The organism is Desulfomicrobium aestuarii (assembly GCF_055385525.1).
In genome coordinates this window covers 1372534-1397974 of sequence record NZ_AP042427.1, presented here as the reverse complement: position 1 = coordinate 1397974, position 25441 = coordinate 1372534, and the positions used below count along the sequence as shown (strand labels likewise).

At 56.3% G+C, this 25441-nt stretch carries 23 protein-coding genes; 5 read left to right on the top strand and 18 right to left on the bottom strand.

Annotated features, from left to right (window positions below; genetic code table 11):
- The first annotated feature begins 71 nt into the window (after positions 1 to 71).
- The 4 genes from ACZ5AC_RS06400 (at position 72) to ACZ5AC_RS06385 (ending at position 5504) form a co-directional block, all read left to right on the top strand.
- Entirely contained in the window at positions 72 to 947 is an 876-nt protein-coding gene (locus ACZ5AC_RS06400) for an N-acyl amino acid synthase FeeM domain-containing protein (RefSeq protein WP_464250120.1), read from the top strand.
- 160 nt (positions 948 to 1107) lie between these two features.
- Positions 1108 to 3411 (top strand): efflux RND transporter permease subunit, encoded by a 2304-nt coding sequence (locus ACZ5AC_RS06395; RefSeq protein ID WP_464250119.1) that lies wholly within the window; start codon positions 1108 to 1110, stop codon positions 3409 to 3411.
- Positions 3412 to 3662: 251 nt separating this feature from the next.
- Entirely contained in the window at positions 3663 to 4499 is an 837-nt protein-coding gene (locus ACZ5AC_RS06390) for a PEP-CTERM sorting domain-containing protein (protein ID WP_464250118.1), read from the top strand.
- Positions 4500 to 4658: 159 nt separating this feature from the next.
- Entirely contained in the window at positions 4659 to 5504 is an 846-nt protein-coding gene (locus ACZ5AC_RS06385) for a PEP-CTERM sorting domain-containing protein (protein WP_464250117.1), read from the top strand.
- Between the two features lie 149 nt (positions 5505 to 5653).
- On the opposite strand, the gene ACZ5AC_RS06380 is transcribed toward ACZ5AC_RS06385, so the two are convergent.
- The 4 genes from ACZ5AC_RS06380 to ACZ5AC_RS06365 form a co-directional block, all read right to left on the bottom strand.
- Positions 5654 to 7654, bottom strand: coding sequence for a ThiF family adenylyltransferase (locus tag ACZ5AC_RS06380; protein ID WP_464250116.1), 2001 nt, complete (start codon positions 7652 to 7654; stop codon positions 5654 to 5656).
- Positions 7654 to 8574 carry an N-acyl amino acid synthase FeeM domain-containing protein gene (locus ACZ5AC_RS06375; RefSeq protein WP_464250115.1) on the bottom strand — a complete coding sequence of 307 codons (921 nt, stop codon included), beginning with the start codon at positions 8572 to 8574 and terminating at the stop codon, positions 7654 to 7656. The genes ACZ5AC_RS06380 and ACZ5AC_RS06375 overlap by 1 nt, the downstream gene beginning before the upstream one ends.
- A gap of 591 nt (positions 8575 to 9165) precedes the next feature.
- Positions 9166 to 9999 (bottom strand): THxN family PEP-CTERM protein, encoded by an 834-nt coding sequence (locus ACZ5AC_RS06370; RefSeq protein WP_464250114.1) that lies wholly within the window; start codon positions 9997 to 9999, stop codon positions 9166 to 9168.
- A 1241-nt stretch (positions 10000 to 11240) separates the two neighbouring features.
- Positions 11241 to 11555 (bottom strand): hypothetical protein, encoded by a 315-nt coding sequence (locus tag ACZ5AC_RS06365; protein ID WP_464250113.1) that lies wholly within the window; start codon positions 11553 to 11555, stop codon positions 11241 to 11243.
- Positions 11556 to 11736: 181 nt separating this feature from the next.
- On the opposite strand from ACZ5AC_RS06365, the gene ACZ5AC_RS06360 reads away from it, so the two are divergent.
- On the top strand, positions 11737 to 13128 hold the full coding sequence (locus ACZ5AC_RS06360) for an IS4 family transposase (RefSeq protein ID WP_464250112.1): 1392 nt from the start codon (positions 11737 to 11739) through the stop codon (positions 13126 to 13128).
- 937 nt (positions 13129 to 14065) lie between these two features.
- Here ACZ5AC_RS06360 and ACZ5AC_RS06355 read toward each other — a convergent pair.
- The 14 genes from ACZ5AC_RS06355 to ACZ5AC_RS06290 all read right to left on the bottom strand — a co-directional run bounded on the left by ACZ5AC_RS06355 (position 14066) and on the right by ACZ5AC_RS06290 (position 25435).
- Positions 14066 to 14398 carry a PilZ domain-containing protein gene (locus tag ACZ5AC_RS06355; protein WP_464250111.1) on the bottom strand — a complete coding sequence of 111 codons (333 nt, stop codon included), beginning with the start codon at positions 14396 to 14398 and terminating at the stop codon, positions 14066 to 14068.
- 607 nt (positions 14399 to 15005) lie between these two features.
- Complete coding sequence (locus ACZ5AC_RS06350) at positions 15006 to 15719, bottom strand: outer membrane protein assembly factor BamD (protein ID WP_464250110.1); 714 nt, start codon at positions 15717 to 15719, stop codon at positions 15006 to 15008.
- 129 nt (positions 15720 to 15848) lie between these two features.
- The gene (gene trxA, locus ACZ5AC_RS06345) at positions 15849 to 16169 is read right to left on the bottom strand and encodes a thioredoxin (protein WP_028577211.1); all 321 of its coding nucleotides are present in this window, start codon (positions 16167 to 16169) and stop codon (positions 15849 to 15851) included.
- Between the two features lie 3 nt (positions 16170 to 16172).
- Positions 16173 to 17267 (bottom strand): tRNA (adenosine(37)-N6)-threonylcarbamoyltransferase complex transferase subunit TsaD, encoded by a 1095-nt coding sequence (gene tsaD / locus ACZ5AC_RS06340; protein WP_464250603.1) that lies wholly within the window; start codon positions 17265 to 17267, stop codon positions 16173 to 16175.
- A gap of 235 nt (positions 17268 to 17502) precedes the next feature.
- Complete coding sequence (gene fbp, locus ACZ5AC_RS06335) at positions 17503 to 18525, bottom strand: class 1 fructose-bisphosphatase (RefSeq protein ID WP_464250109.1); 1023 nt, start codon at positions 18523 to 18525, stop codon at positions 17503 to 17505.
- 9 nt (positions 18526 to 18534) lie between these two features.
- Positions 18535 to 19221, bottom strand: a complete 687-nt coding sequence (locus ACZ5AC_RS06330) for a hypothetical protein (RefSeq protein ID WP_464250108.1) — start codon at positions 19219 to 19221, stop codon at positions 18535 to 18537.
- A gap of 114 nt (positions 19222 to 19335) precedes the next feature.
- Entirely contained in the window at positions 19336 to 20088 is a 753-nt protein-coding gene (locus ACZ5AC_RS06325; RefSeq protein WP_464250107.1) for a tetratricopeptide repeat protein, read from the bottom strand.
- Positions 20089 to 20090: 2 nt separating this feature from the next.
- Positions 20091 to 20372, bottom strand: a complete 282-nt coding sequence (locus tag ACZ5AC_RS06320; protein ID WP_464250106.1) for an FtsB family cell division protein — start codon at positions 20370 to 20372, stop codon at positions 20091 to 20093.
- A gap of 3 nt (positions 20373 to 20375) precedes the next feature.
- Entirely contained in the window at positions 20376 to 20960 is a 585-nt protein-coding gene (locus ACZ5AC_RS06315) for a zinc-ribbon domain-containing protein (protein WP_464250105.1), read from the bottom strand.
- A gap of 13 nt (positions 20961 to 20973) precedes the next feature.
- A complete protein-coding gene (locus ACZ5AC_RS06310) occupies positions 20974 to 22149 on the bottom strand; it encodes a type IV pilus twitching motility protein PilT (protein WP_464250104.1) in 1176 nt (391 codons plus the stop codon).
- Position 22150: 1 nt separating this feature from the next.
- Positions 22151 to 23233: a type IV pilus twitching motility protein PilT gene (locus ACZ5AC_RS06305; RefSeq protein WP_464250103.1), complete on the bottom strand. Its 1083-nt coding sequence runs from the start codon at positions 23231 to 23233 to the stop codon at positions 22151 to 22153.
- 135 nt (positions 23234 to 23368) lie between these two features.
- The gene (gene pgsA / locus ACZ5AC_RS06300) at positions 23369 to 23908 is read right to left on the bottom strand and encodes a CDP-diacylglycerol--glycerol-3-phosphate 3-phosphatidyltransferase (protein ID WP_464250102.1); all 540 of its coding nucleotides are present in this window, start codon (positions 23906 to 23908) and stop codon (positions 23369 to 23371) included.
- 6 nt (positions 23909 to 23914) lie between these two features.
- Positions 23915 to 24508 (bottom strand): lytic transglycosylase domain-containing protein, encoded by a 594-nt coding sequence (locus ACZ5AC_RS06295; protein WP_464250101.1) that lies wholly within the window; start codon positions 24506 to 24508, stop codon positions 23915 to 23917.
- Between the two features lie 21 nt (positions 24509 to 24529).
- Complete coding sequence (locus ACZ5AC_RS06290) at positions 24530 to 25435, bottom strand: P-loop NTPase (RefSeq protein WP_464250100.1); 906 nt, start codon at positions 25433 to 25435, stop codon at positions 24530 to 24532.
- Positions 25436 to 25441 lie beyond the last annotated feature (6 nt).

Sequence of the window (25441 nt, the reverse complement as noted above, 5' to 3'; positions counted from 1 at the left end):
GCCCTTTCACTATTGCATTCCGCACGAGTCTGGACTAGCCCGGCGTATCGATCACATAATGCGGAGCCTTCATGATACCATCCGGCCAGGCACAGCTGAGGCCTTCCAAACCGACCGCGCCCTCATACCATGACGGACATGACATAACCCCGTCAGGATATGTCTTCAAAATCGCCGACTCGGGCAACGAGCTGATTCAGGCCTTCCACCTCCTGTACCATGAATACCTCCGGGCGGGGTACGTGGCCGAGAACTCCAGCCGCCTCCTGTTCACAAAATACCACCTGCTCCCGACGACAACCGTATTTCTGGCCTTTTCCGAAGGCGAAGCGCTGTCCACAGCCACGTCCGTGCGCGACAGTGGAGCCTTCGGCCTGCCCATGGACGACATTTTCCGGATAGAGCTCGACGAGTTGCGCAATCAACACAGAAGAATACTCGAAATCTCGTCCCTGGCATCCGACAGAAACAGGTTTTCCAGAGACCGCATCAGGCACTTCGTCACCCTGGTCTACGCCCACAGCCTGTTCCAGGATGTCGATGACATCTGCATCATGGTCAACCCGCGGCATGTCAGGCTGTACATGAAGCTGTTCGGCTTTGAAATCTTCGGGGAGGAGCGCCACTACGCCCGCGTCAATGCGCCAGCCGTAGCCCTGCGCGTCGCGGTACGCGAAGCCCGCTGCAGATTCGGCAAGGGCGACACACTCCGCGTGGGGCCCGAAGAACTGGCTGACGCCTATGCAGGCCAAGGAATCTCCATCTGCGACAGTCTTCGGAACGCACTTGACGGTAACGCCTGCGGAACCTGCCGACTCAACCCTTTGGATTCCAAACTCGCTCGGCGCTTTCTTGCCGACAGCGCGTCGGTATTGCATGCCCTCACGCCGCAGTGCCGCAACATCATCGCCCACCTGTACCCGGACGTGTGTTTCGATCCGGCCTGAACCCGGCCGGTCCCAGCCTCTGACCCTGCGCTAACTTCCCGGAAAATCCCCATATCCGTTGTTCTTCGGCGTCAGCTCCTGTACGCTCCTTGCATGTCTTTCGGACCCGGCTTTCGAAACCGTGAGCCCACAACCGACACTCGGCAGGAGCGACGCCCGCATGACAAAGCATCCCTCATTCTCACCACTGGCGACCCTCGCCCGCCTGGCCACGGCGAGGCCAGGCCTGTGCCTGATCTTCAGCCTGCTCCTGGCGGCGCCATTCATGGTCCAACTTCCGCGCGTCAAGACCGTGGACAATGTCGACTACTTCACTGTCGAAGGCGACCCGGACGTGGCCTTCCACCAAACGATCAAGGGCACTTTCGGGGACGACGAGTTCTTCATCATCGCCTTCTCCAGCCCGGATCTCTTCACGCCGCCCCTGCTGCGCATGATCGCGGACATCACGCTGGAACTTGAGGCATTCCCCGAGATTCGCAAAGTGCAGAGTCTGTCCAATGTGGACTATGTGCACGGAGAGGAAGACTATTTCGAGGTGCGCCCGTTTCTGGAGAGAATCCCGGATACCGCCGACGGTCTGCGAACCCTGAAGGAACAGGCGCTGGGAGAGGGACTCTACGCCGGAAACCTCATCTCGGCCGACGGGAAGACCACTGCCATTGCCGTCTTTCCAGACATGTCCTCTGCAGACGGGGGATTCCGCAAGCATCTTCTGGAAAAAACCGAAGCCGTGCTGGACAAGCACAGGGGCTTGGTCGATTCATTCCGACTCGCCGGATGGACCGTGACCAATTATGGGCTCAGCCATTACATGAAGGCCGACGTGTCCGTGTTCATCCCCCTGTGCTACCTGTTCGTGACCCTGACCGTCTGGCTGGTGTTCCGCAATCTGCGTCTGACGCTGCTGGCCGTGATCAACATCTCCGTCTGCACGGGGGCGACCATGGGCGCCTTCCCGCTCCTCGGCATCACCCTGAACAACATCACGACCATCGTCCCGCCGCTGATCATGGCCATGGCGCTGTCGGACGTGGTGCACATTTTCGCTCATCTGGACCGGGATCTGCTCGAAAGTTCGAACAGTCCTGCGGAAGCCCTCGGGACAGTTCTGCAACGGATCATCACCCCGAGTTTTCTGTGCAGCCTGACCACGGCCGTGGGGTTCATCTCCCTGGTCGTGAGCGACATCCCGCCCATCAGGGACTTCGCCTACACGGCGTCCCTGGGCATGGTCTTCGAGTTCCTGTTCTCCTTTCTCCTGCTGCCGCCGCTGTTGCTGCGCTGCAGACCCGAGAGCGTTTTCACCCACGAACGACATGGCACGGCATTCACCACGCCGCTGAAAACCCTCTCCGATTTCGTCCAGCGCCGCCCCCGTTCCATCTGCGTCGCCACGGCCCTGCTGATGGGCATTTCCGTATGGCAGGCCATGGGCATCAAAGTCGAGACAAACCTCCTGGAGTTCTTCAAATCCACCACCCCTCTGCGCCAGGACCTGGATTTTGTCGAATCTCGACTCAGTGGTGTCGGATCTCTTGACATATCCATCAAGGCGCCTTCTCCCGACACCTTCCGCGACCCGGCCGCGCTGCGCGTCATCGAACGCCTGCAAGCCCATGCCGGGACACTGGCCGGAGTGGACCGCACCATGTCCTTCGTCGATTTCCTCAAGGACATGAACCAGGCCTTCCACAACCAAGACCCGACATTCCACGCCCTGCCCGACAGCCGCGAGATGGTCTCCCAGTACCTGCTTCTCTACGATTCCGACGACATCGAGGATTTCATCACGGCGACGTATGATCACGCCCGCGTCCTGGTCCGCATCTCCGAGCACAGCTCGGCAGGTCAGGCCAAGATCATCGAGGATTTGCGCGCCTTCATCGCAGGCATGGACGCGGGCGGTCTGGAAATCCGCATCACCGGCCGCGCCGTGCAGGACGTCAACACCATCGACGCCCTGGTCTGGGGCCAGGTCCAGAGCCTGGCCATGGCCGCGGCCGTGATCTTCCTCATCATGTTCCTGGCCTTGCGCTCCTTTGCCACCGGTGCCCTGAGCATCATCCCCAACATCTTCCCCATCGCCCTCAACTTTGGGATCATGGGCGCACTGGGCATACCGCTGAACACGGCCACGGCGCTCATTTCCGTTGTGGCGCTGGGGATTGCCGTGGACGACACGATACATTTTCTGACGGAATACAACCGCAAACGCGCGAAGAATATCCAAGTCCGAGATGCGCTTCATCAGGTGACCATGGAAAAAGGAGTGGCCCTGACGGCGACCTCGGTCATTCTGACCATCGGCTTTGGAGTGCTGATTTTGAGCAATTTCACCCCCACTATGAATTTTGGGGGGCTGAGCGCTCTGATCATGATCACAGCCTGGATCGGGGACATTATAGTTTTGCCGGCATTGATGCTCTCCATACGATTACTCCATCATCAAAACTCGATGTAACATATTCTTAAATAGTTATGTCATTCCTTCCGAACGCCCCTCCATCGACAGGCACTCGTCTTGAAACTTGCTTTTGAAACTTTCGATCAAATCATTACCTAGGTCAGGGCTTCCTCAAATCTTGTCGACAGTCTTTACACCCCCCGGGGGGAGAACGAACGTTAGTTCATTTTTATGAATCATATCAAATTATTAGAACATGGCACAGATAATGCTTTTTATCCAGCAAAACCTTTATTCTGGAGGAAATTATGCTTCGATTAACTAAACTTTTTACGGTGGCCCTTTTAGTTTTCCTCCTTGCAGGAAATGCTTGGGCCTTGGCAACGTTGGGCGCCGGACAGAACGACATTTACTTCTCCAACTGGGAAAATCTTATCAAAGGGGAAGGGAACACCAACCAGAATGCTGTTGAAATCGGTGACTATTTCATAGGCATCGCGAGCATCAACAGAATCGATTTTTCGGCCACAGGCCAAGCAACCGACTGGGCGCCTGTTATCAATCAGCAATATCTCCAGGGATTTTTTTACACTCAGATTGCGGACATTATCGAAGAATCTAACAGAATTGTGTTTGCCGCTCCCGATACTGACGATTATGGTTTTGGCGTGATCACTGACGATGACTTGGCAGCAGGTGTCGTCCTGAAATGGTTTGAATCTGCAACAGATATCAATTTCGGACTCGGCGCCACAGTTTCTTCCACCGTTGCTGACGCAACTGACGGCAGCTTATGGATGAGTCTTTCTATCGATGAAGGGTACTGGTGGAGCAACGCCCCCGCAATTATCCCTCAGGGCAACGGCGTAGAAATTGGCAGCTCCTACTATGGGCTCAACTTAGTCGCGGGGTCTGTTGGTGGGCTTCAGCTCATCAATGACCCGAGCGAAGACCTTTACAATGATTTCGTGAACTTCTACGGCGACGCGAAGATCAAAAATATTGACACTAATGAACCAGGCGCAGGCCTTTGGAGCTTTATCAGCACTGACCCTGCAGTTGTAGCCACTCCCGAACCCAGCACCATGCTTCTGCTCGGCATCGGCCTCCTCGGACTGGGTGCCGTAACCCGCCGCAAGAACTGAATCACATTCGCGATAGCCACTCTCAACCGGGAAACTCAAGTTTCCCGGTTTTTTTATTTCATCTGGAGAAAAATCTGGCCAAGTCAAACCTGTGCGCAATTCGGCATAATTAATGCTAAAGCATAGGCATAAGGTAATCCAACCACAAGGAGTTTACTTATGCGAAAGCTGATTGCAAAATATGCAACCATTGCAGGGTTGATCTTTATCACTGCGTCTCCGTCATGGTCAGTGACCACGCTGCCCGAGCCTGTTTTCCCCAATGCAATTCAATACGATGATTTTTTCTCATATTCGGCGAGGATACTGACTGAGCTTGGCTATGCCGGCTACGATGTTTCCACCGGAACAGGAGGATTAGACCTCTTGTTGATGACAGGAGCGAATGGTGCGACCAACACCGGCGTGTTAGGCGGCCTATATGACTTTCAAGACCCTGTGGATTATGACAACCCCTCTACGATCGGCACGTGGAGCGCCCCGGTAGACCAACTTGTCAATTACCTCCACGACGCGTTCAGTCCGTTAGTCAACATTCCCGTCTTTACATTTGATCTGAATCAGAATGCTGCCAATCCGAATCTGACCGTAACATCTTACATGACTATAAGAAATGGCGAAAGCATCATAGAAGACTGGGCTTTTGACAGTGTGAATGATCACTTATATAATACAAATAACAAAGTAACAGCCCCTGGAACAATAACAATTGAATATCCTGAAGGATCATTCATTACAGTAGACAACAACAAGGGTAGCGGCAAAATGGACTTCATCGTCTACTCTCCAACAATGGATTTAAGTAAGTACTACGATAAAGGATACACTTTTGATGTTTACTTTGAATTTTTCGGTCTTAACAATGGATTCGAAGAACTTTTTCTGACTGGGACATTCTCGCCTCCTCCGCCGAACCCGGTTCCTGAACCAGCAACCTTGACTCTTCTTGGATTGGCGCTGCCTGTCCTGGCTCTTGCCGCTCTCAGACGCAAACAGCGCAACTAACTCCCTGCCTGCAAGAAAATCACGGGAACCTCTGTAATTCAGAAGGTTCCCGTGATTTAAAATGTTCAATTCCGAGATAATCTGTCGACAAATATTACACCAACTCCACGGAACTGCACTCTGCACAGCAAACGCGAATCGACATACCGTTATTCGCGCATAGCCGCCTCCACGGCCTTACGCCATGTCCCGTATTCAATCGGACGCCCGTAGCCGATACGAAACAGCATCACCTGCCCTTCCCTCCTAAAATCAAACTCGGGGAAATGACCGTCGAATTTCGGCCAAAGGTCGTGCAGCATATCTCGGTGCTTCATTTCAAAACCCTCCTGCCCGTCCAATATCCACCGCAACCGGAACAGCGTCACCGCCGTCATAGGCTGCATGGCCAGACCAAGATCAGTCAGTTTGAGCCAGCACCGCTGCAATGCTCTGCCGCCGGATATGAAATCTCCCCATCCCATGCCCGGAACCGTAAGCAGGCACGCCGCACCGCTGTTTACGATGCCCTTGGCAGAATGTGAGGCCACGATACGGCCAAATCCCAGTGCGTTGGCCAGGCGCATGCGCTCCCAGTCACGGGTCAGCTTGAGGAAAGCCTCTCCCGCCGCACCGCCGTACAGATTCTTGAGGGGCAGCCCGTCGAGTTTCTCCAGGGTCTCGGCGTCCGTGAACCGCACCATGGAATTGAAATGCTCGTGCAGCCCCCGGTGTTCCGTGCGGATCCTGTCGGCCTGAAAAACGACCTTGGCCAAGGACTTCAGTTTCTCGCCCTTGACCACATGCAGCCTGCAGCCGAAAGCCTCGACCTCGACGCGCAGGCGGTCCAGGATGCCGTCGGAGACAACCTTGCGCTTGTAGAGCCTGCGATTGGTGCAGCGCTCCCAGATCACATCGGCCAACGGATCCTCGGCGCCACCCTCCGAAAGACAGACTGTGGCTACGAGGTTGTCGGGACCGATCTTTTCCGGCAGCTCCACCTTCGCCCCGAATCCGAGAGTTCCGGCCGCCAGAGCCGCGTTTTCGGCCGCCGCGCCGCAGGCGATGAGCGTCGCTATCTGGCGGACATTGAAAAAGGATGTGTCCGCCTCCGGGACCATGTGCACAGCCAGACCCGTAGGCAGGGTGCGGAATCTCCACGGCTGAGCGTTGTCGCCCGAAGGGGCAGCGGCCGCAGCTGCGGCAAGATAGCGGAACCCTTCGTAGGATAAGGGAAAAGCCCCGTTGTCCGCCGGCCTGGGCGGAGCCTGGTGCCCCCTTCGGCCATCCTTCCCCAGGAGGAATTTCGTGGCTACGGCCAGCTTCAGCCGCTGCAGGGGATTGCGATTTCCCTTGAGGAGCTTCCCGGAACGGAATGCGTTCAAATACGGATCGAACTGCATGTATGCCGGCACCGGCCGGACACCGGGACGGCCCAGCACCAGCCGCACGGCCTCCATGCTGGCCACGCCGGCGCAAAGCTGACAGGCTATGTAGGAGGACGGCCCCTTCCTGCGTTGCAGGCTGACCCGTGAGCGGTCAATGTACCGGAAATGCATGCCCTTGGGTGAGAGGCCCATGGCAAAGCGCAGAAAGCACTCCTCCTCGCTCATGCCCTCGCGAATGTCGAAGTACTCGTCGAAAGACATGCCACCCGGAGAAAAGACCAGCACGGCCGTGCTGAAACCCAGGGGACCAGCGGTAATGACCGGGACACCCAGTTCGCGCGCGCGCATGAAAAGCTTGCGCCGGATGTCGAAGGCGAAAAAATCGAGGCTGTCCACGACCACATCTGCCCCGCGCAGGAAGGCGTCCAGGTTTTCCGGAGTCACCCCCGCGGGGAACGGCTGGAGGACGACATGCGGGTTGATGGCCCGCGCATGGGCGCTCATGATCTCGAGCTTGGAACGGCCGAGGCTCACCGTTGACGCGCCGAACTGGCGATTGGTGTTCACGAGTTCGAACGTGTCGGGCTCGGCCAACCGAAAATGCCGGAAACCCGTCCGCACCAGAGAGATGAGATGCTGTCCGCCAACGCCTCCCAGCCCGGGGATGGCCACGACGGCCCTGCCGACGGCATCCTGCTCATCGATACTGATCAGGCCGTGATTTCTGGCGAACGCCTGGTCCTGAAACTCCCTGGCAGTCTTCGGCACGCGGTGTTCCGGCATCATGCTCTCCCGACCCGACCGCCTTCGGAGGCCACGTCCGACTCAAGCGGACAAACCAGCGACGAGGGAACGTTCAGGGCCTTGTGATAAAACCATTCCAAGTAATCGATCTGCTCGTCCGTCAGACCGCAAAGCACCTCCGGTCTCTGCTGAAAGAAATAGCGAGCAGCGTCGTAATCCATAAACTCCTCGCGCTCATAGCGTAATACATCAATATCTTTATCCACCTTAGAACCGCGCATCTTCAAAAAAAATGTGGCCAGATCCGTCTCGAAGTCATCCGTATTGTATGTTTCGAGCATGTTCTGAGCGTATGTGTCAAAATTTGCGCGCATAAGAACGGCAGGAGCACCGACCCAAGGGTAATATTTTTCTTCTCCAATCTGTTCACAAAGCATGATGTCGGCATAAAAACGCACGTGTTTTGGATTCACTGTCAAACACAGGTCGTTAGCACCAGTCATGAGCCCGTAATTGATGATGGCTTTGTAGAGATACATGACGACATTGCGGCCACGCAGGCTCCTCTCCGTGGCCAGAGAACCGATCTCGACAAGCCGTCTTCCCTGCTTCCGCAGACGATTCGCCTCTTCGCGGTATAGAGAGTCGAGTGGCAACCCGAACAAAGGGGTGTCCGGAATGTAGGAGATGGTCGAAATGACATCATGATAGGATTGAAAGACGAAAACGCATGTCTTCGGCAGAAAGTTATGAATATTGTACTGTATCGCCAAGGGATGGGATTTTGTGATGTACCCCTGATCTGAATACTCCTCATAGACCAGGCGAAAGGCCTTGAAGAACTCCTCCTTGGTCTCTGCAATCTTGATGGCCGGCCTGTCTATGTCGTCAAGCTTGGCGGAAGTCAGGGCGGAGCGCCTGATACGGATGGTGCGTCTGCGTTCGATGGAACGGTCCATGTTTACCCCCTTGAGCAATGAGCGTTGCGAGGCCGTCGCCATGCAGACATCTTCGATGCAACTTTGCACCCTTCATCCGAGGACGCCGCTACCCCGTCATCACGTACTCCGGAAACCTTCTCAGCCGCGGCTCGACAGGCATGCATGCAAGGTCAGAGCCGCAACGCACGGTTTCCCACACCACCTCAAAATCGCCAGTGACGCCCGCCAAGGCCGACAGACTCAACGCCGCACGAACCCTGAGCATGACTTTGCCACCTAGTGGACATAACATACATAATATATCGGATAAAAAAAAGATTTTATTACATAAAAATACTTATTACCTGAAGCCTGCATCACCTCTTCGTGCCGGACTTTTCCGCAACTTTTCACTGCAGCCCGCCAGGGCTGGACATCCACGCACCGAAGCCGACGGGTGAACCACACGCTTTCGAACTGACCGGAACCAGAGGCACTCGCGACACGATCCTCGACGAGGTCTTGCATGAAGGATTGCGGCAGAACCCTGGGCTGTCTATCCCTTACGAAAGAACCAGCAAAAAAGGGGAGCCGCAGCTCCCCTTCATCATTTTCAGGAAACGGGTCGACTCAGCTGTGGCGGCGCCTGCCAAGCACGCTCAACCCGAGAAGACCAGCACCAAGCAGGAGCATGGTGGACGGTTCGGGGACAGGATTTGGAGTCGCGCTGATGGATACGTAGAACGGAGCCACGGTAAGCGAATCCTCGGTCGTGACCCAGCCGATATACTGCCCATTGACCTGGCCTACAGAAGCGCCATTCGGCAGATTGTTTGTGATGTACGTGGCGTAGGGATCACCCCACGTGGCTCCTATGGGCTGGAATCCTGATCCCGTGAACATGTAGGAGTACGTGTAACCATCGTAACTGAACGAACCAGAAGTGGCCGACGGATCCTTCAGAACGAAGATGTCGTTAGGCGTCGGGTTGCTGTTTGGAGTTTCGAAGAAGTAGAAGTCGATTGAAGTGGAAAACTGGAACAGGTTTGCAGTATTGTCAGGCAAGTATGGAGAAAATTCAATTGTCGCTGTAATGAGAGCAGAAGTGAGAGTCTTGTAACTTGCGTCAATTGAGTTGTTGAAATGAGTAACCGTGATTACCGGCTGCGGAACTGGCACTGCCGGACTGAGAGCCGTAACTAGATTTGAACCGGAAACAGCAGGACTGATCACGATCTTGCTTTGTTCGCTTGTATTGATGGGCAGAGTGCTGTCACCCCAAATCAGCGTCTTTCCGCCATCCTCAATGCGCACGGTGCTGACACCTGTATCGGTCTGCGTAAACGAGGCGAACGTGGCATCGTTGAGATACTCCCACTGCGTGACCATGGTGCCTGCAAAGCCGATGTTCGCGACAAAGAGCAAGACCCCCGCCACAATCGATGTCATGAGTGCTCTCTTCATAATGTCCTCCGAGGTTGAAACTTTGTCTTCGTATTATTCGTTCAATTCTGGTAATGCAAAAAAAAGGCTAAAGCAGGAATAATGATTAAATTTAGATTGTTGAGACAAACTCAAGGCGAATTCAAACGCCAATCCTCAAAGAATGTCGACAACCCTTACACCGCACCCTAGATATTTTACTGACGAATCCATAAGTCACTGTTATTAATGATGCAAATTTGCAATTCACTTGAAATATTCACTCTGAGATTCATAATTAATTATTTAATTCACAAGAAGAATCATATAATATGAATATATAAGCCAAAACATACAACAAAAATGCAGCCTATATTGATACAAATTTACAAAAAGAAGCACATCAATACATAATAATGAATATTAATTTACTATATTGCCTATACATTATCAAATTAAAAACACATGCACATTTTCAAATTAGACGCACTCAAAATCACTGACAAGTAAATTTTAATTATCCGCTTGAAATTACTAAATGTCTTAAAATTTTAGAACCACGTCTCGAATCGGGCAAAATATTCAACTGACAAAAATGCAACAACTCCCTAAACAATTTCTTTCAGCAACAAACAGACATTGGCAAAAAAACTATCCGAAAGACGTCTTACCGGGTACGGGATGGCTCCGCGCCTGCGCCAGTTCAAAGACTTAAACCTTGGCACCTGAACAAACAATTGAAGCGATTTTCCACTTGTGCGGCCATGCTGCCCCGAGCGAACGGACGACAAAGCGCACCTGTCCCCAAATGCCAACTGCAGCCCGATGACGCGCGACGTACGCTCGTTGAAAGCCTTGTGCGAAAGAACGAGAAAAGGCTTGTGACAGCGCAATGCATCACCCCACATTGATGTACAATCGAGAAGAATGATATCGCACCGATCTGGAACCCATGAAGCGTGATCTCTCACAAGCAACCTGCCTTACAAAAAGAAAAGACAATCAAGTCACGTACAACTTTACAGATACCAACAATGCATCACGTTAATAACGATTAAAATCGACAAAGTGATATTTTATTATATGAGCACAAAATTTGAATAATATTAAATTACTTCAGCAACACTCACATTAGACAAAAAAAAACATGTCAAAATTACCGATGCTTACCACATGACGACCCGTAATACATGCTACTTCTTTAACACACCACAGTGACTACCCATGCGATCAGCATATCTACCTCGCGAAAACGACGGCCAGGAGAAGATTCCCCTCAAATGTCAAACCAAGTCATAGCCACCGTAAAGAACTCCGACAAAAATCCCCAAATTGAAGGCACATACCCACCTGGTCCACGTGTTCATGATCCTCAAATATGACCACGCCATGGCCGCGATGGCGAGGAGAATCACCACCAGCCAATTCAAGTGACCACCACCCCACAGCAGCAACTCATTGGCGACATAAACCTGCCCATATCCGAGCAATCCTCCGTGGAGAACAGAGATCACTCCACGCTGGCTCAGAATATCATCCAGCGCCTGCATGGCCAAAGACGTGACGACTGCGGCTACAATCAGAAGTAATTGAACCACTCAGGACCCCAAATCTCACCTCAATTAGAAGATAAATAATTAACTCGACTTTCGGGGTTGTTAGTAAAGTCGGAGAAAAAGAAATCTATCGAGAATAATTGAATATTTTGATTGAGGGGATCCCTCTTCTGTAGTAGTTCTTTTGTTACCACGCATTAGAACACAAAAAAGGAATCCCCGCATGCAAACTACAAATAATGCCATCGATTTGCAACTCATTAAAAACGAGTGTGAGAGCAGAATTGATTCGTTTTTCAGTCAGTTCGGAATTGCGACCATTGCGCGAAATTCAAGCATCAAGAAAGCAAGAGGATATTCTGCTTTGACTATTCTTCTGAACATCTTTGTTCTTCCGTTTATCGGAAAGAATATCTACCGAAGCATCGTCATCAATCCAAAAAGCGATGTCGGAAAAGATGCCATCTATGAGTTCATGCGCTCAAGCAATTTCGGTTGGAGACGATTCTTGCTCAAACTAGCCTTTGGCGTTCATGAATTTGTTGACGGTTTGACGAGTAAAGGTCGTGAATCCGTGCTTATTCTCGACGATTCCACCATCGAGCGTCCCAGATCGAAGAAGGTTGAACTGCTGGCCAAAGTTCATGACCATACGACTGGGCGATTCCTCAAGGGTTTCAAATTGCTCACCTTGGCATGGTCCGATGGATCGACCCTGTTGCCTCTCGACTTTGCGCTGCGCTCTTCTGCGAACAAAAAGCAACGATACCAAGAAGTTTCCAAAGATCTTGATAAGAGATCATGCGGCGCACGGCGGCGCCAGGAGGCTGTGACCAAATCCACGGATCTGATCGAACCCATGATCGAACGCGCTCTGAAGGCCGGCTTCAAGGCCAAGTACCTGCTCATGGACAGTTGGTTCGCCATGCCTGCCCTGATCTCCGAGGTTTGCAAGCACATCCCCGTCATCTGCATGGTCAAACGCACATCCAAGATCCACTACATCTTCGAAGGGCAGAAGATGGACGTGACGCTGATTTACAGCCAGATCCGAAAACGCAGAGGCAGGGCCAAGATCCTGGCCAACGCACAGGTAGAGTTCAAGGACGGCCTCAAAGCCAAGCTCGTCTTCGTGCGAAACAAGCACAAGAGAGACTGGCTGGCCTTGCTTACCACGAACCTCACCCTTGCCGACGAAGACGTAGTCCGCATTTACGGCAAGCGCTGGGACATCGAGGTATTCTTCCGCACGGCCAAGCAGCACCTGGAGCTGGAGAAAGGCTGCCAAAGCCGGGACTTCGATGCCCTCATCGCCCACACGACCATCGTGATGACCAGATACATCTTCCTGAGCATCGAGAAACGCAGGACTGACGACCCCAGAACACTTGGCCTCCTATTCCATCGTTGTTGCGAAGAGGCTGAGGACTGCACGCTCGTCAAAGCGCTGTGCCAAATCCTAGACATCACCCTGGAAAACCTGAAGAAACTTGGCGAAGCTCAGAACCAGGCTGAACGCATACTGTTTGAGGCTTTCCGAGACGGAATGCGTAGTTTGGGGCGCGATTTCGATTATATTTTCAATGAACAAAGGTTGTTAGCTGCTAATGGCTAACCCCGAAAGTCGAGTAATTAATTATAGCAAATTCCGTGACACTCAAATAGATCGACTTTTATACGCGCCACCTTCCTTACACACCCTTGCTCTGCATTTGACCTGTGCCCGGCCCATCTCAGCCCCCCGCCCCTCCCCATCCTCAAGTTCGGCAATCTACTCCAGCTCAACACGGGCATCATGGAACTCGGACACCTCACGCGACGACGCCGACATCGAACAAACTTGATTGAACCAGAACAAAGGGCCCGCGGATTTTCATCTGCAGGCCCCTTGTCATAGAACTGTAAGATAACCCCAATTGGATGTCGGAAAAACTTACACTCCTTACAACTATTCGATAAAATTCATAATTACTACGAAATGAAAAACCCCATCTCAAAAGGACCATCTGTTCAAAATCTTCGCATGCAGTATACGCCGCTACTGTAAACTATCAACAGGCTCCCGAGACTCAACGTGGCAGCCGTCCCCGCCAGACAACCAAGAAAGCCCACCATGCCGGCGAAGAGAGGAAAAATTCTGTACACAATATCAGGAACCCATACTCTCATGTATCCTCCTCATGTTTGCTTTCGAGACGCAGATTCAGGGCGAGTGAAATTTACCGATCAATTTAAAAAAATTACATGTATTTATTAATTTTATAAAAATGCAAATAACATTCCTTTCATAACATTTTACTGCGAATATATTTACAGATTTTGTAAGACATAAAATATAATATTTAAAAATAGTTACTATTAAATTGAAATTCAGGTACATCAGTCGAACACTCACACAATAAATATCCTTATATCAACAACTTTATAAGATTGACAGATGTCAAACACAATCACAAATTCCGGTCCCGGTGGAACCACGTCCTGTTTAAAGATCGTATCATTACAAAAAAAAACGCCCCGAAGGGCGTTACAAAAAAATTTGCAGAATCATTTTAGGTAGACAATGGCGCTGCTCTGTTTGAATAATGGTTTGCCAATTCCACACCCGCCCCGTACAGGCCTCCGAACAACCCATCCTGTCTGGTGCACCAACGCACCATGCCGATACATATCGAGCCGCCAAACACCGCTGCCTCGACAGCTCCTCCCTCGAATTTGACGGCCACTGCATCTCCCGGAGCAAGATCTGCATCAAGTTCGATCATCAAGCCGTTGTCGCTGTAATTGATCACCCGCGACGGCATGTGCGCTTCGTACGTAAAAAGCCTGTCGACAACGCATCGCGTCAGAGACGCCTTTCGTGATGATTTTCGTTTTTCTTCCAACACACAACTCCTGCGCCTTGCGATTATCGGGGAGAGCCGAGCAAAGCTCAGCCTTTATCGGGGCACTGTCAGGCATGGCCGGGGAAATGAACAGCCTGTCCACGAGCCGCCCAAAAAATCCCCAGCCATGCAACCATGACATTATGCACAATGTGCGCCAGTTTCTTATACCAGAAAGCAGGGAGCGCGAAGAGAACGGAAGCTGCGCGAGTGCGCTTACGGAATTGTGTGCGTCAAGGTCCTCACATTTTCCATGACATGATGACCGACCTCAAGTGTCACTGCGAGCGCCGCGCGGCAGTCCATTCCTTTCCATCATTTCACGCCAAAGATTCGAGAATGGGGAGCTTCATCGGAGTCCCATCGCAACGACGGCGTTGGCGATGCGGCATTGCGAGTGAATTGCGGGAAGCCATGGAGTCGTCGAAGATCAGACGATGGCCCCAGTGTGAGGCGTCACGACGCGCAACTGTGTTGGAGAGGCACCGTGTCCGCGCGAACAACTCGCGCGTGATGCCTGCAAATACGCGCGGCGCTTTTGGTCGCAGACTTTATGAGTCTTCCCAAAAGCGCCGCGTAAATGCAGCCCGGAATCAACCCTGGACTGCTACAGCCAGTCGAAATACGGCTTGATCTTGCTCGGATGCCGTTTGGTGTCGTTTTCCTGCTCCTGGGCGTAGAACCAGGCCGCCTTGGCGCGGGTTTCGGCGGTCTGGGCGATGTCCGTCAGGTCGGGGAAGTTGTCGAGGACGTACTTGTAGCGGGCCCAGGCGGCGCCGTACTGCTCGGTCTTGTAGTAGAAGTCCGCAACGTAGAGCTCGTGCTCGGCGATGAGGCGGCGGCATTTCTGGATGTATTCCTGGGACGGCTCGCGGTAGACGCTCTTGGGGTAGCCGTCCACCACCCGCTTGAAGGACTCGATGGCCTCGGACAGCTGGGTCTGGGGCAGGTCGATGGATTTGTGGGAGTTGAACTTGTTCACGCCGATCTGGAAGAGGACGTAGTCGATCTGCTCGTGCCGCGGGTGCATGGACAGGAACTCCTCGTAGACGTCCACGGCTTCTAGGTACTGCCGATCCAGGGAGTAGGCGTCGCCGAGCATGAGTCGGGCGTCCATGGCGTAGGGGCTGAACGGATAGCGGTCGTTCAGCTTGACCAGGGAGTCGATGGCCTGCGCGTAGTCCTTTTCCTGCATGGACACGCGGGCGTTCTCGAAAAGCTCCTGGGCCGTATCCTCGGGCGGGGTCAGAAAATAGTAGTCGATGGCCCCGCAGCCGCTCAGAAGAAGGACCAGAGAAAAAAGAATCAGTTTGGTGCGCATGGCAAAAACCTGGCTAATGGTGAAGGATGCGCCGGGCCGCGGATCAAGGGACGGGGCTCGGCAAAGAACGAGGGCGGCTGCGTATCCGCGCGGCCACCCTCGGTTAGGGACTATCAGCAACCTCTTGAACTAGAGGGCCTTGTCATTGAGCATCTGTTTCAGGCTGGCCTTGGACACGGCCCCGGTGACCTGCTCGACCACTTCGCCGTTCTTGAAAAGGATCAGCGTGGGAATGGCGCGGATGCCGAACTTGCTCGGCGTGGCGGGATTCTCGTCGACATTCATCTTCATGATGGCGACCTTGCCCTCGAACTCCTGGGTCAGTTCGTCGATGACAGGAGCGATGGCCCTGCACGGCCCGCACCACGGCGCCCAAAAATCCACCAGCACCGGGAGATCAGATTTCAAAACTTCAGCGTCGAATCCGGCATCGTTCACTTGAGCAGCCATTATTCACTCCTTGAACAAAGGGTTTACGATATAATCGTCAGGCACAGCCCGCCCTCGGGGGATGGCCTCGAAATCCAGCGAGCTCGCCAGTCCGGCTCGGGCCAGCTGAACTCCTGCGTACGCTATCATAGCAGCATTATCACCACAATACTTTTGCGCGGGGGCCAGAAATTTGAGCCCGTTGGCTTCGGCAAAAGCGGCGAAGACCTCCCGCAGGCGGGAGTTGGCGGCCACTCCGCCGGCCATGCACACGGTTCGGGCGCCGTCCACGCGCCCCAGGGCCCGACGCGTCTTTTCCAGCAGGGTCTGGGCGACGGTCTCGCTGACCGTGGCGCAGAGATCCTTGACTCTCGCGTCCACGGCGTCCGGGTCGAAAACGGCGTAATCCACTGCCGGCAGCGCATTCTGCTCGACGTGCAGCGCCACGGCCGTCTTCAGGCCGCTGAAGCTGAAGTCGCAGTTGTCGTTGTTCAGGTACGGACGGGTGAAAAGCCCCCGCACGGGCGTGCCGAGCCGGGCCAGTTCGTCGATGTACTTGCCGCCCGGATAGGGGAGATTGAGCAGCTTGGCGATCTTGTCGAAGGCCTCGCCGGCAGCGTCGTCCAAGGTGCGCCCCAGCAGCTCGAAGCGCCCGGGCGCGGGCATGGCGTAGATGTGGGTGTGCCCGCCCGAGACCAGCAGGCCCAGGGCCGGGTACTCGATGGGACCCGTGAATTCGCAGGCCAGGAGATGGGCGTGCAGGTGATTGACGCCGACGACCGGCACGCCGCGGGCCAGGGCGAAGGACTTGGCGTAGGCGATGCCGACCAGCAGCGCGCCCAGCAGGCCCGGACCGCGGGTCACGGCCACCAGCTCGACGCCCTCCCCCCCCGGCCGTCCGGCCCGGGCCAGGAGCGACTCGACCAGCGGGTCCAGCAGCCGCAGGTGCTCCCGCGAGGCCAGCTCCGGCACCACGCCCCCGAACACGGAGTGCATGGGAATCTGGGTATGCACCAGCTCCGCCTCGATCCTCCCGTCGGCCCACAGGGCCACGGAGGTCTCGTCGCAGGACGTCTCGATGCCCAGACAGACGGGGCCGGATGCACGGGAAGTGGAAATGTCGGACAAGCCGGAAATGCCTCGATACGTTACATGAAGGAGAAATCTCGAAGATGGATCGCCGCGCTTCGCTCGCGATGACGGGGCATCGTCCCCCACGGAGTCCTCGGCGAGCCAGAACGCGGACGACCGTCCAGAATTCATTCTGGCAAGGCGCAAAGCCGTTTTGGAGGGCGAAGTGTAGCCGACTACATGAGCCCGCCAAAACGGCTGCAGCAACGCAGTCCAGAATGAATTATGGGCGGTCGTCCCCCGCTTCGCGGTAGTATTGGAGAACGACCTCGACATCCTTCTTCGATCCCACGAAGAGCGGCACGCGCTGGTGCAGCTCCTCGGGCTCGATGTCGAGGATGCGCCGCGTCCCGTCCACGGCCATGCCGCCCGCCTGCTCGATGATCATGGCCATGGGGTTGGCCTCGCACATGAGCCTGAGCTTGCCTTTGGGCTTGCGCGGGTCGCGGTGGTCGGCCGGGTACATGAAGATGCCGCCGTAGATCAGGTTTCGGTGGAAATCCGAGACCAGGGAGCCGATGTAGCGCAGGCTGTAAGGGCGCCCGAGGGCGTTCTCGTCGGACTTGAAGTGGTTGACGATGCGCCGAGTGGGCTCGTCCCAATAGGACCAGTATCCCTCGTTGACGGAATAGATGCGCCCCTGCTCCGGGATCTGGATATTCGGGTGGGACAGCAGGAACTCGCCCACGCTCGGGTCCAGGGTGAAGCCGTGCACGCCGTTGCCGGCCGTGTAGACCATCATGGTCGAGGAGCCGTAGATCATGTACCCGGCGGCAACCTGCATGGCGCCCTTCTGCAGAATCTCGTCCAGGGTCACGGCCTGCTGGGTGTAGGACGTGCGGCGGTAGATGCTGAAGATGGTGCCGATGCTCACGTTGGCGTCGATGTTGGCCGAACCGTCCAGGGGGTCGAAGATCAGGATGTAGTCGCCCACGGGGAACTGCCGGGGAATCTCGATGAAATCGGCGTTCTCCTCGGAGACCATGGCGCAGAGCACCCCGGCCCGCTCCATGCGGCGGATGATGACCTGGTTGGCGAAGTCGTCGAGCTTCTGCACGATCTCGCCCTGGACGTTGACTTCGCCCGTGGCCCCGAGAACGTCGAGCAGGCCGGCCTTGGAGACCTCGCGGTCGATGATCTTGGCCGACAGGATGAGTTCCGTAAGGAGCCGGGTGAACCGGCCCGAGGCCATGGGCCTCTCCTTCTGGCTGAGCAGCAGGTGCTCGACAACCGTTACCTGGCGCATAGCGATGCCTCAGTTGGGATAGATGTAAATGAGATTGTCGGAGGCCATGCTCCGAACCCAGTACACGTCCACATCACCCGCGTCGCGGCTGCCCGAATAGCGGGAAGACTTGGTGATGGGCAGCAGGGCTTCGGCGGGCAGTCCCGAGGCCTGACCGTAGACCTTGTCGCCGGTGAAGAGCGAGGTCTTGCGTTCGCGGATCTCGGCCGTCAGGAGATCCATATCCACCTCGACCAGGGTCGTGCGCAGGCTGTCGTTGCCGACGGCGCCCACGTGGACGAGGATGACCCGGTCGGCGTTGTGGATGAGACGCCGCTTGGGCTCCTTGCCAAGCTCCACGACACTCTCGCGCAGCTGCGGGTCGAACCCGAGGGTGTCGTCGCCGGCCAGGAAGAGCTGTTCGCCGTCCAGAACGGCCATATGCCTGATCCAGGGCTGCACGGCCTTCTGCTGCTCGATCCAGGCAGGGTCGAGCTGGAAATCCATGAGCTCGATCTGGTCGACGAGACGGACGATCTTGCTGTCGATGGTGTAGTAGTCGTCAAGGAACTCGGACGGCAGATCCGTCGTGACCGTCTGCTCGTAATCGATGCTTGGTTTGGGATTGACGTAGTCTTCGTAATACTCCCTCGTCGTCTTCACCGGGGTGCAGGCCACAAGAAAAAGAAGACCGCAAAGAACAAGCTGTTTTTTCATGGATTCTCTCGAAATCGATTGGGATTGAACGGACACGACCAGCGATCGGAGGCCATGCACAGGGCCCAGACAGGACCTATAGTCCGGCCGGAAAAGAATCAAGGGGCAACCTGCCTACCCGTTCCCGACGGCGTCGGGGGCGAACTTCTGCTCAAGCCGGTCCGCCAGGGAGTTGAGGACAAGGAAGAGCTTGTTGTGCTTCTCGGCCTCGGGGTCCGGGACGCTGCCGAGCTCCGCGTAGGCCTTGTCGCGCAGGGCGCCGAGCTCGGCGCGCTCCGCGTCCGTGGAAGCGGCCTCCAGCAGGTCGTCGTAGATTTTGATGGCCTGTTCGTACTCGCCCTGGGCAGAGAGGAGCTTGGCCATGGTCTTGGTCTTGATGCCGGAATTTATGCAGAACTGGGCGACCTCCTCCGCGTCGAGATCCTTCTCGGGCTCCACCGGAACGTCGCTTGCGGCCAGGACTTCGGAATAGTGGCCGATGCCGCAGGTCAGAAGCTTGGCCAGATCCACGCTTTCACCGTGGGAGTTGCGCTCCAGGACGAAGGCGGCCATGGCGAGGTCCGTCTGCCCCGACTTGAGAAAATGCTCTCGCAGCCGCAGCCAGAACTTCTCGTAGGACAGCAGCTTGGCGAGGATGGTCTGGGCCCTGCCGACGGCGGCGCCCTCCTCCCCTTCCTCGCAGAGCAGGTCGATGAGATAGAGCTGGGCTTCGAGGTAATCGGGGTGGTGCTCGACGCCCCGCTGCACGATCTCGATGGCCCTCCGGGTGTGACCCTGCTTGCGGTACAGGCGGGCCAGGGGGAAGAATATTTTGGACCCGGAGTCGTGCTCCAGGAGCTCGTCGAAAAGGGCGAGGGTGTCGTTCATATTCATTTCACGATGTACATGATTTCGTTATCGGCGACATAGCACAGCTCCCTCTTGATGAGGCGCTGGACATACTTCTCGTCCCGCTTGAGCACCCGGATTTCGGAACTCAGCTGGCGGTTCTGGGCGTCGATGTCGTCAATGGAGGCCTGCACGCCCTCGATCTTGAGGCGCAGGTCCTTGTAGGCGGGGATTCCGCTCTCCTCGTCGAAGATCTTGAACACCATGAAGATGTTGACCAAGCACAGGGCGAAAAGGAGTATCTTGCTCTTGTCCCGGATCATGTCCTAACCTTTCTGGCGAAGCTTCCTGCCCGCCTCGGTCCATGGTTCGATGTAGTTGTCGTATTCGCCCAAGGCCAGATCGAGGAAGTTTTCGATCCGCTCGCCGTCGGCCGCGCCGATGACCGTGTTCACGCCGCGCAGGAAGGCCTCGTTGGGGTGCATGCTCTGGCATTTGGCCCCGACGAGGACGATGTTGACCTCCCGGCGCCTGATACCGTTCCATTTCCTGACGATGGCCAGGATGGACTTGCTTTCCTCGGACTCTTCGAGAATCAGAATATTGTAGTAGTTGATGCGGACCTTGTCCACGGCTTCATGGATGAACCGGGCCTCGGAGACGAAGATGCCGCGTCCCTTGAGAAACTGGCCGATGCGACCGGCCAGGTCCTGGTTCTTGACGAAGACGAAGGCCACAACGGCGTCATGGGGAAAGTGCTCAGGGGCGACGACCTTCTCTTCCATGGCGTCCTGGTCCACGAGGATGGGCTCGCGGCACTTGGGACAGTTGAGCTTGAACTTCCGGGTCTCGGGGATGCGGTCGTCGGGGATGACGAACGTCGAATTACAGGATGTGCAGCTGATCTCCATGGTTCCCACCCCCCTAGAAAAGGGACGTCTTGCGTTCGTATTCGTGGTCGAGCTCCAGGCCCTCGATGTCCGTGACCTTCTCGCCGCGCGCCGTCTTGATCTTGTCGAGCATCTGGGCCAGCCGCGACTTGTCCGAGGCGTAGGTCATGGCCGAGTCCTCGGTGATGATGTTCTCGTAGAAGAGGTTGGCCAGGTACTTGTCGAAGGTGACCATGCCGTAGGCGTCGCCGGACTCGACGATGCCGTAGAAGGTCTTGTCCTCGCTCTCGCCGTTCAGGATGCACTCCTTGACCCGCAGGTTGGACTTGAGGATCTCGAAGGCCGGCACACGACCGCCGCCGATGCGCGGCAGGAGGCGCTGGGACACTACGTACTTGAGGCTCTCCATGAGGCGCGAGCGGATGAGGCGCTCCTCGGCCAGCTCGAACATGCCGATGATGCGGTTGATGGTCTGACCCGTGTCCGAGGTGTGCAGGGTGCCGAGCACCAGGTGGCCCGTCTCGGCCGCCTCCAGGGCGATGGTGATGGTCTCGCGGTCGCGGATTTCGCCGACCAGGATGACCTTGGGCGCCTGACGCAGGGCCGCGCGCAGGCCCGAGGCGAAGGTGTCGAAGTCGAGCCCCAGTTCGCGCTGGTTGACGGTGCCCAGCTTGTGCTCGTGCACGTATTCGATGGGGTCTTCGAGGGTCACTATGTGCTTGCGGTACATCAGGTTGATGTTGTCGATGAGGGCGGCCAGGGACGTGGTCTTGCCGGTGCCCGTGGCGCCCGTGACCAGGATCAGGCCGAACTTCTCCTTGGACATCCGGTAGAAGACGTCGGGCAGGGCCAACTCCTTGATGGTCGGGACCACGGAGGTCAGCTTGCGCATGACGATGGCCAGGGAGCCTTTCTGCCCCAGCACGTTGACGCGGAATCGGCAGCGCCCGGGCAGCTCGTAGGACAGATCGCAGGAACCGCGGGAGAGCTGGTCCTCGTAGAGGCGCAGGTTGCGGCCCATGAGGCACATGGCCACGGCCTCGACCTGGAACGGCAGCAGCGGCCCCGGGTTGGGCGTGATCTTCGCGTCCACGAGTTCGCCGTGGACTTCGGCCTGCACCGGCTTGTTGACGGTGAAGATGATGTCTGAAGTGTCGGGCGAGAAGTCCAGCACCTGATGCAGGATGTGGTCAAGATGCGCGCGTTGCATGTTACACCTCGGTGAAGTCTTGGGGCGGGCTGACCAGGAACTCGCGGAACTTGGACTTGGTGGCGGCCTTGTTGTAGGCCTGCTCGGGGTCGATCATGCCGGCCGTCAGGAGCTTCATGATGGCGTCGTCAATGCTCTGCATGCCGAACTTGCGTCCCGTCTCGATGACGGAGTTGATCTGGAAGATCTTGTTCTCGCGGATGAGGTTGCGCACGGCCGGCGTGGCGATGAGGACCTCGATGCCGGCCACGCGTCCCGGCTGGTCGATGCGCTTGAACAGGTTCTGGGCGATGATGGCCCGCAGGGAGTCGGCCAGGCCCGAGCGGATCTGCCCCTGCAGGTCGCCGGGGAAGACCTCGATGATGCGGTCGATGGTCTTGGAGGCAGAGATGGTGTGCAGGGTGGCGAAGACGAGGTGACCCGTCTCGGCCGCTTCCAGGGCCAACTGGATGGTCTCGAGGTCGCGCATTTCGCCGACCAGGATGATGTCCGGGTCCTCGCGCAGGGCGCCGCGCAGGGCCGCGCTGAAGCTCATGGTGTCGCGCCCGACCTCGCGCTGGTTGATGAGGCAGTTCTGTGGCTCGTGCACGAACTCGATGGGGTCTTCGATGGTCAGGATGTGGTCCTTGCGGATCTTGTTCACGTAGTCCACCAGGGCCGCCAGTGTCGTGGACTTGCCCGAGCCCGTGGGGCCCGTGACCAGGACCAGGCCCTTGGGCAGCAGGGCCAGGTTCTTGAGAACCGAGGGCAGACCCAGTTCGTCCAGGGACAGAATCTTCTGCGGAATCTCGCGGAAGACCGCGCCGATGCCGCGCTTCTGCATGAAGAAGTTGGCGCGGTAGCGGGCCAGATGCGGAACCTCGTAAGAGAAGTCCACGTCGCCGGACTCTTCGAAGGTCTTGATCTTGTTCTCGGGGGTGATTTCGTAGAGCATCTTCTTCAGTTCTTCATGCTCCAGAAACTTGTATTTGATGCGCTGCATTTCTCCATGCAGGCGGATGATGGGCTGCGAACCGGAGGAAAGATGGAGGTCCGAGGCCCCCAGTTCATGCATCATCTTGAAAAAAGCATCGATTTGAGCCATTTATACCCCCATCACGAGGAGTTGTTCACGAAATGCGGCATTCCGGAAAAGTGATTGTGTCGTGCCCGCGGCCTTCAAAAACACCCAGTCGAGTAGGCTTGTACAGGAAAAATCCGCAAAACGGAACGCAAAACTTCAGTCTCCCCAAACCCGGTAAAAGCCGTACAGATAGTTCCAACCGGAATAAATCGTCAGCAGGACGGCCACAAAAAGCAATCCGGACCCGAGCCAGGCGACGTTAATGCCGAACACCGGATAGTGATAGATGAGAGGAACCAGGGCGACGCTCTGCATGATGGTCTTGAGCTTGCCGTATTTGTCGGCGGCGATGACGTGCCCCTTGTCCGCGGCGATGGCCCGCAGGCCAGTGACGAGGAGCTCACGCACGATGATGATGATGGCCACCCAGGCCGAAACCCAGTTCAGCTCAACGAGCATGACCAGGACCGAGGCGATGAGGATCTTGTCTGCCAGGGGGTCGAGAAATTTCCCGAAGTTGGTGACCTGATTGTACTTGCGGGCCAGGAAGCCGTCGGCCAGGTCCGTCAGGATGGCCACGAGGAAGAGCAGCATGGCCAGAGTGCAGGTCGTGGGGCCGGGAAAATACAGCAGGGCGACGATGAACGGCACCGCCAGGACACGAAACAGGGTGAGGGCATTGGGTAGGTTCATCATCTCTGTCTATTCGTAATGCTGGAGCCGGGCCCAGACTTTTTGTACATAGTTTTGTGTTTCGGCATACGGAGGAATGCCTCCGTATTTCTTCACCGCGTTGGGTCCCGCATTGTAGGCGGCCACGGCCAGCCTCCTGTCGGGGAACGTATCGAGCAACTGCTTCAGGTAGCGGATGCCGGCGTCGATATTTTCCTTCGGGTCGAAGGGGTTTTCGAGGTCAAGGTCCCGGCCCGTCTCGGGCATGATCTGCATCATGCCCTGGGCCCCGGCCGTGGACACGGCGCCGGCGTTGAACCCGGACTCCACGTCGATGACGGCCATGACGAGTTTCTTGTCCACGCCGTGCTTGCGGCAAAGGCCGGAAACGATGGCGTCCACCTCCTGCACGGTGCGCTTGTCGCGCTTGAAGCCGACCAGGGCCCTGCGGATGTAGTTGATGGACTTCTGAAACTTGTAGGGCTTGAAGCGCTTGGACGTCGGGATGTCCGTGATGCACAGGGAACCGTCTTCCTTGACCATGTAATAGATGCCCTTGGCCAGCGCGTCCGCGCCGGGCCAGAGGAGCATCAGGAAGAGGGAAACCGCCACGACATGCTTCATACGCCCACCGTCACCTCATTTTCAGACGTGGCTGCTTGAGACCGCCTCCAGGCTGTTGCGGGCGGCCTCGACGACGCGGTCGGCCAGGGCCAGCAGCGCCCGCTTGGCCGGGCAGTCGACATCGAGCATGACCACGGGCTTGCCCAGGTCTCCGGCGACCACCGTGGCCGGATCAAGGGGGATGGCGCCCAGGAACTCCAGCGAGTACTTCTTGGCCAGCTCCTCTCCCCCGCCCTTCTTGAACAGATCGATCTGCTGCGAACAGTGCGGACAGATGAGCCCGCTCATGTTCTCTACCACGCCGAGAATGTTCGCCTTCACGTACTGCAGGAAATTAATCGATTTTCTCACGTCTGCCAAAGAAATTTCTTGGGGCGTGGTAATGACTATGCTCAGGGCGTCGGGCACGGTCTTCAGCACCGCCATGGGCTCGTCGCCGGTGCCAGGAGGCGAGTCGATGACCAGGAAGTCAAGCTCCCCCCAGTCCACGTCGGACACGAACTGGCGGATTGCCGAGGTCTTCATGGGGCCCTTCCACAACACGGCCTGGTCCGGGTCCTTGAGCAGCGACTCCATGGACACCACGGACAGGTTCTCGCTGTAGCGCTTGGGCTGGATGCCCTTCTCGGGGTCGATGTCCAGCAGGCCCTTGAGGCCCAGCAGGTGCGGGACGCTGGGGCCGTGGATGTCGACGTCCAGCAGGCCCACCTTGTAGCCGCGCAGGGCCAGGCCTGCGGCCAGGTTTGTCGACACGGAGCTCTTGCCCACGCCGCCCTTGCCGCTCATGACGAAGAGCTTGTACTTGATCTTGGACAGGGTGCTGGCGATGACCTTGTCCTGGCGTTCCATCTTGGACTCGGGGCTGTCCTGGATGGTGCCCAGGTTCTGCTTGCTCGAACAGCTCGAGCAGGAAGACTTGGAAGACATGTTCCC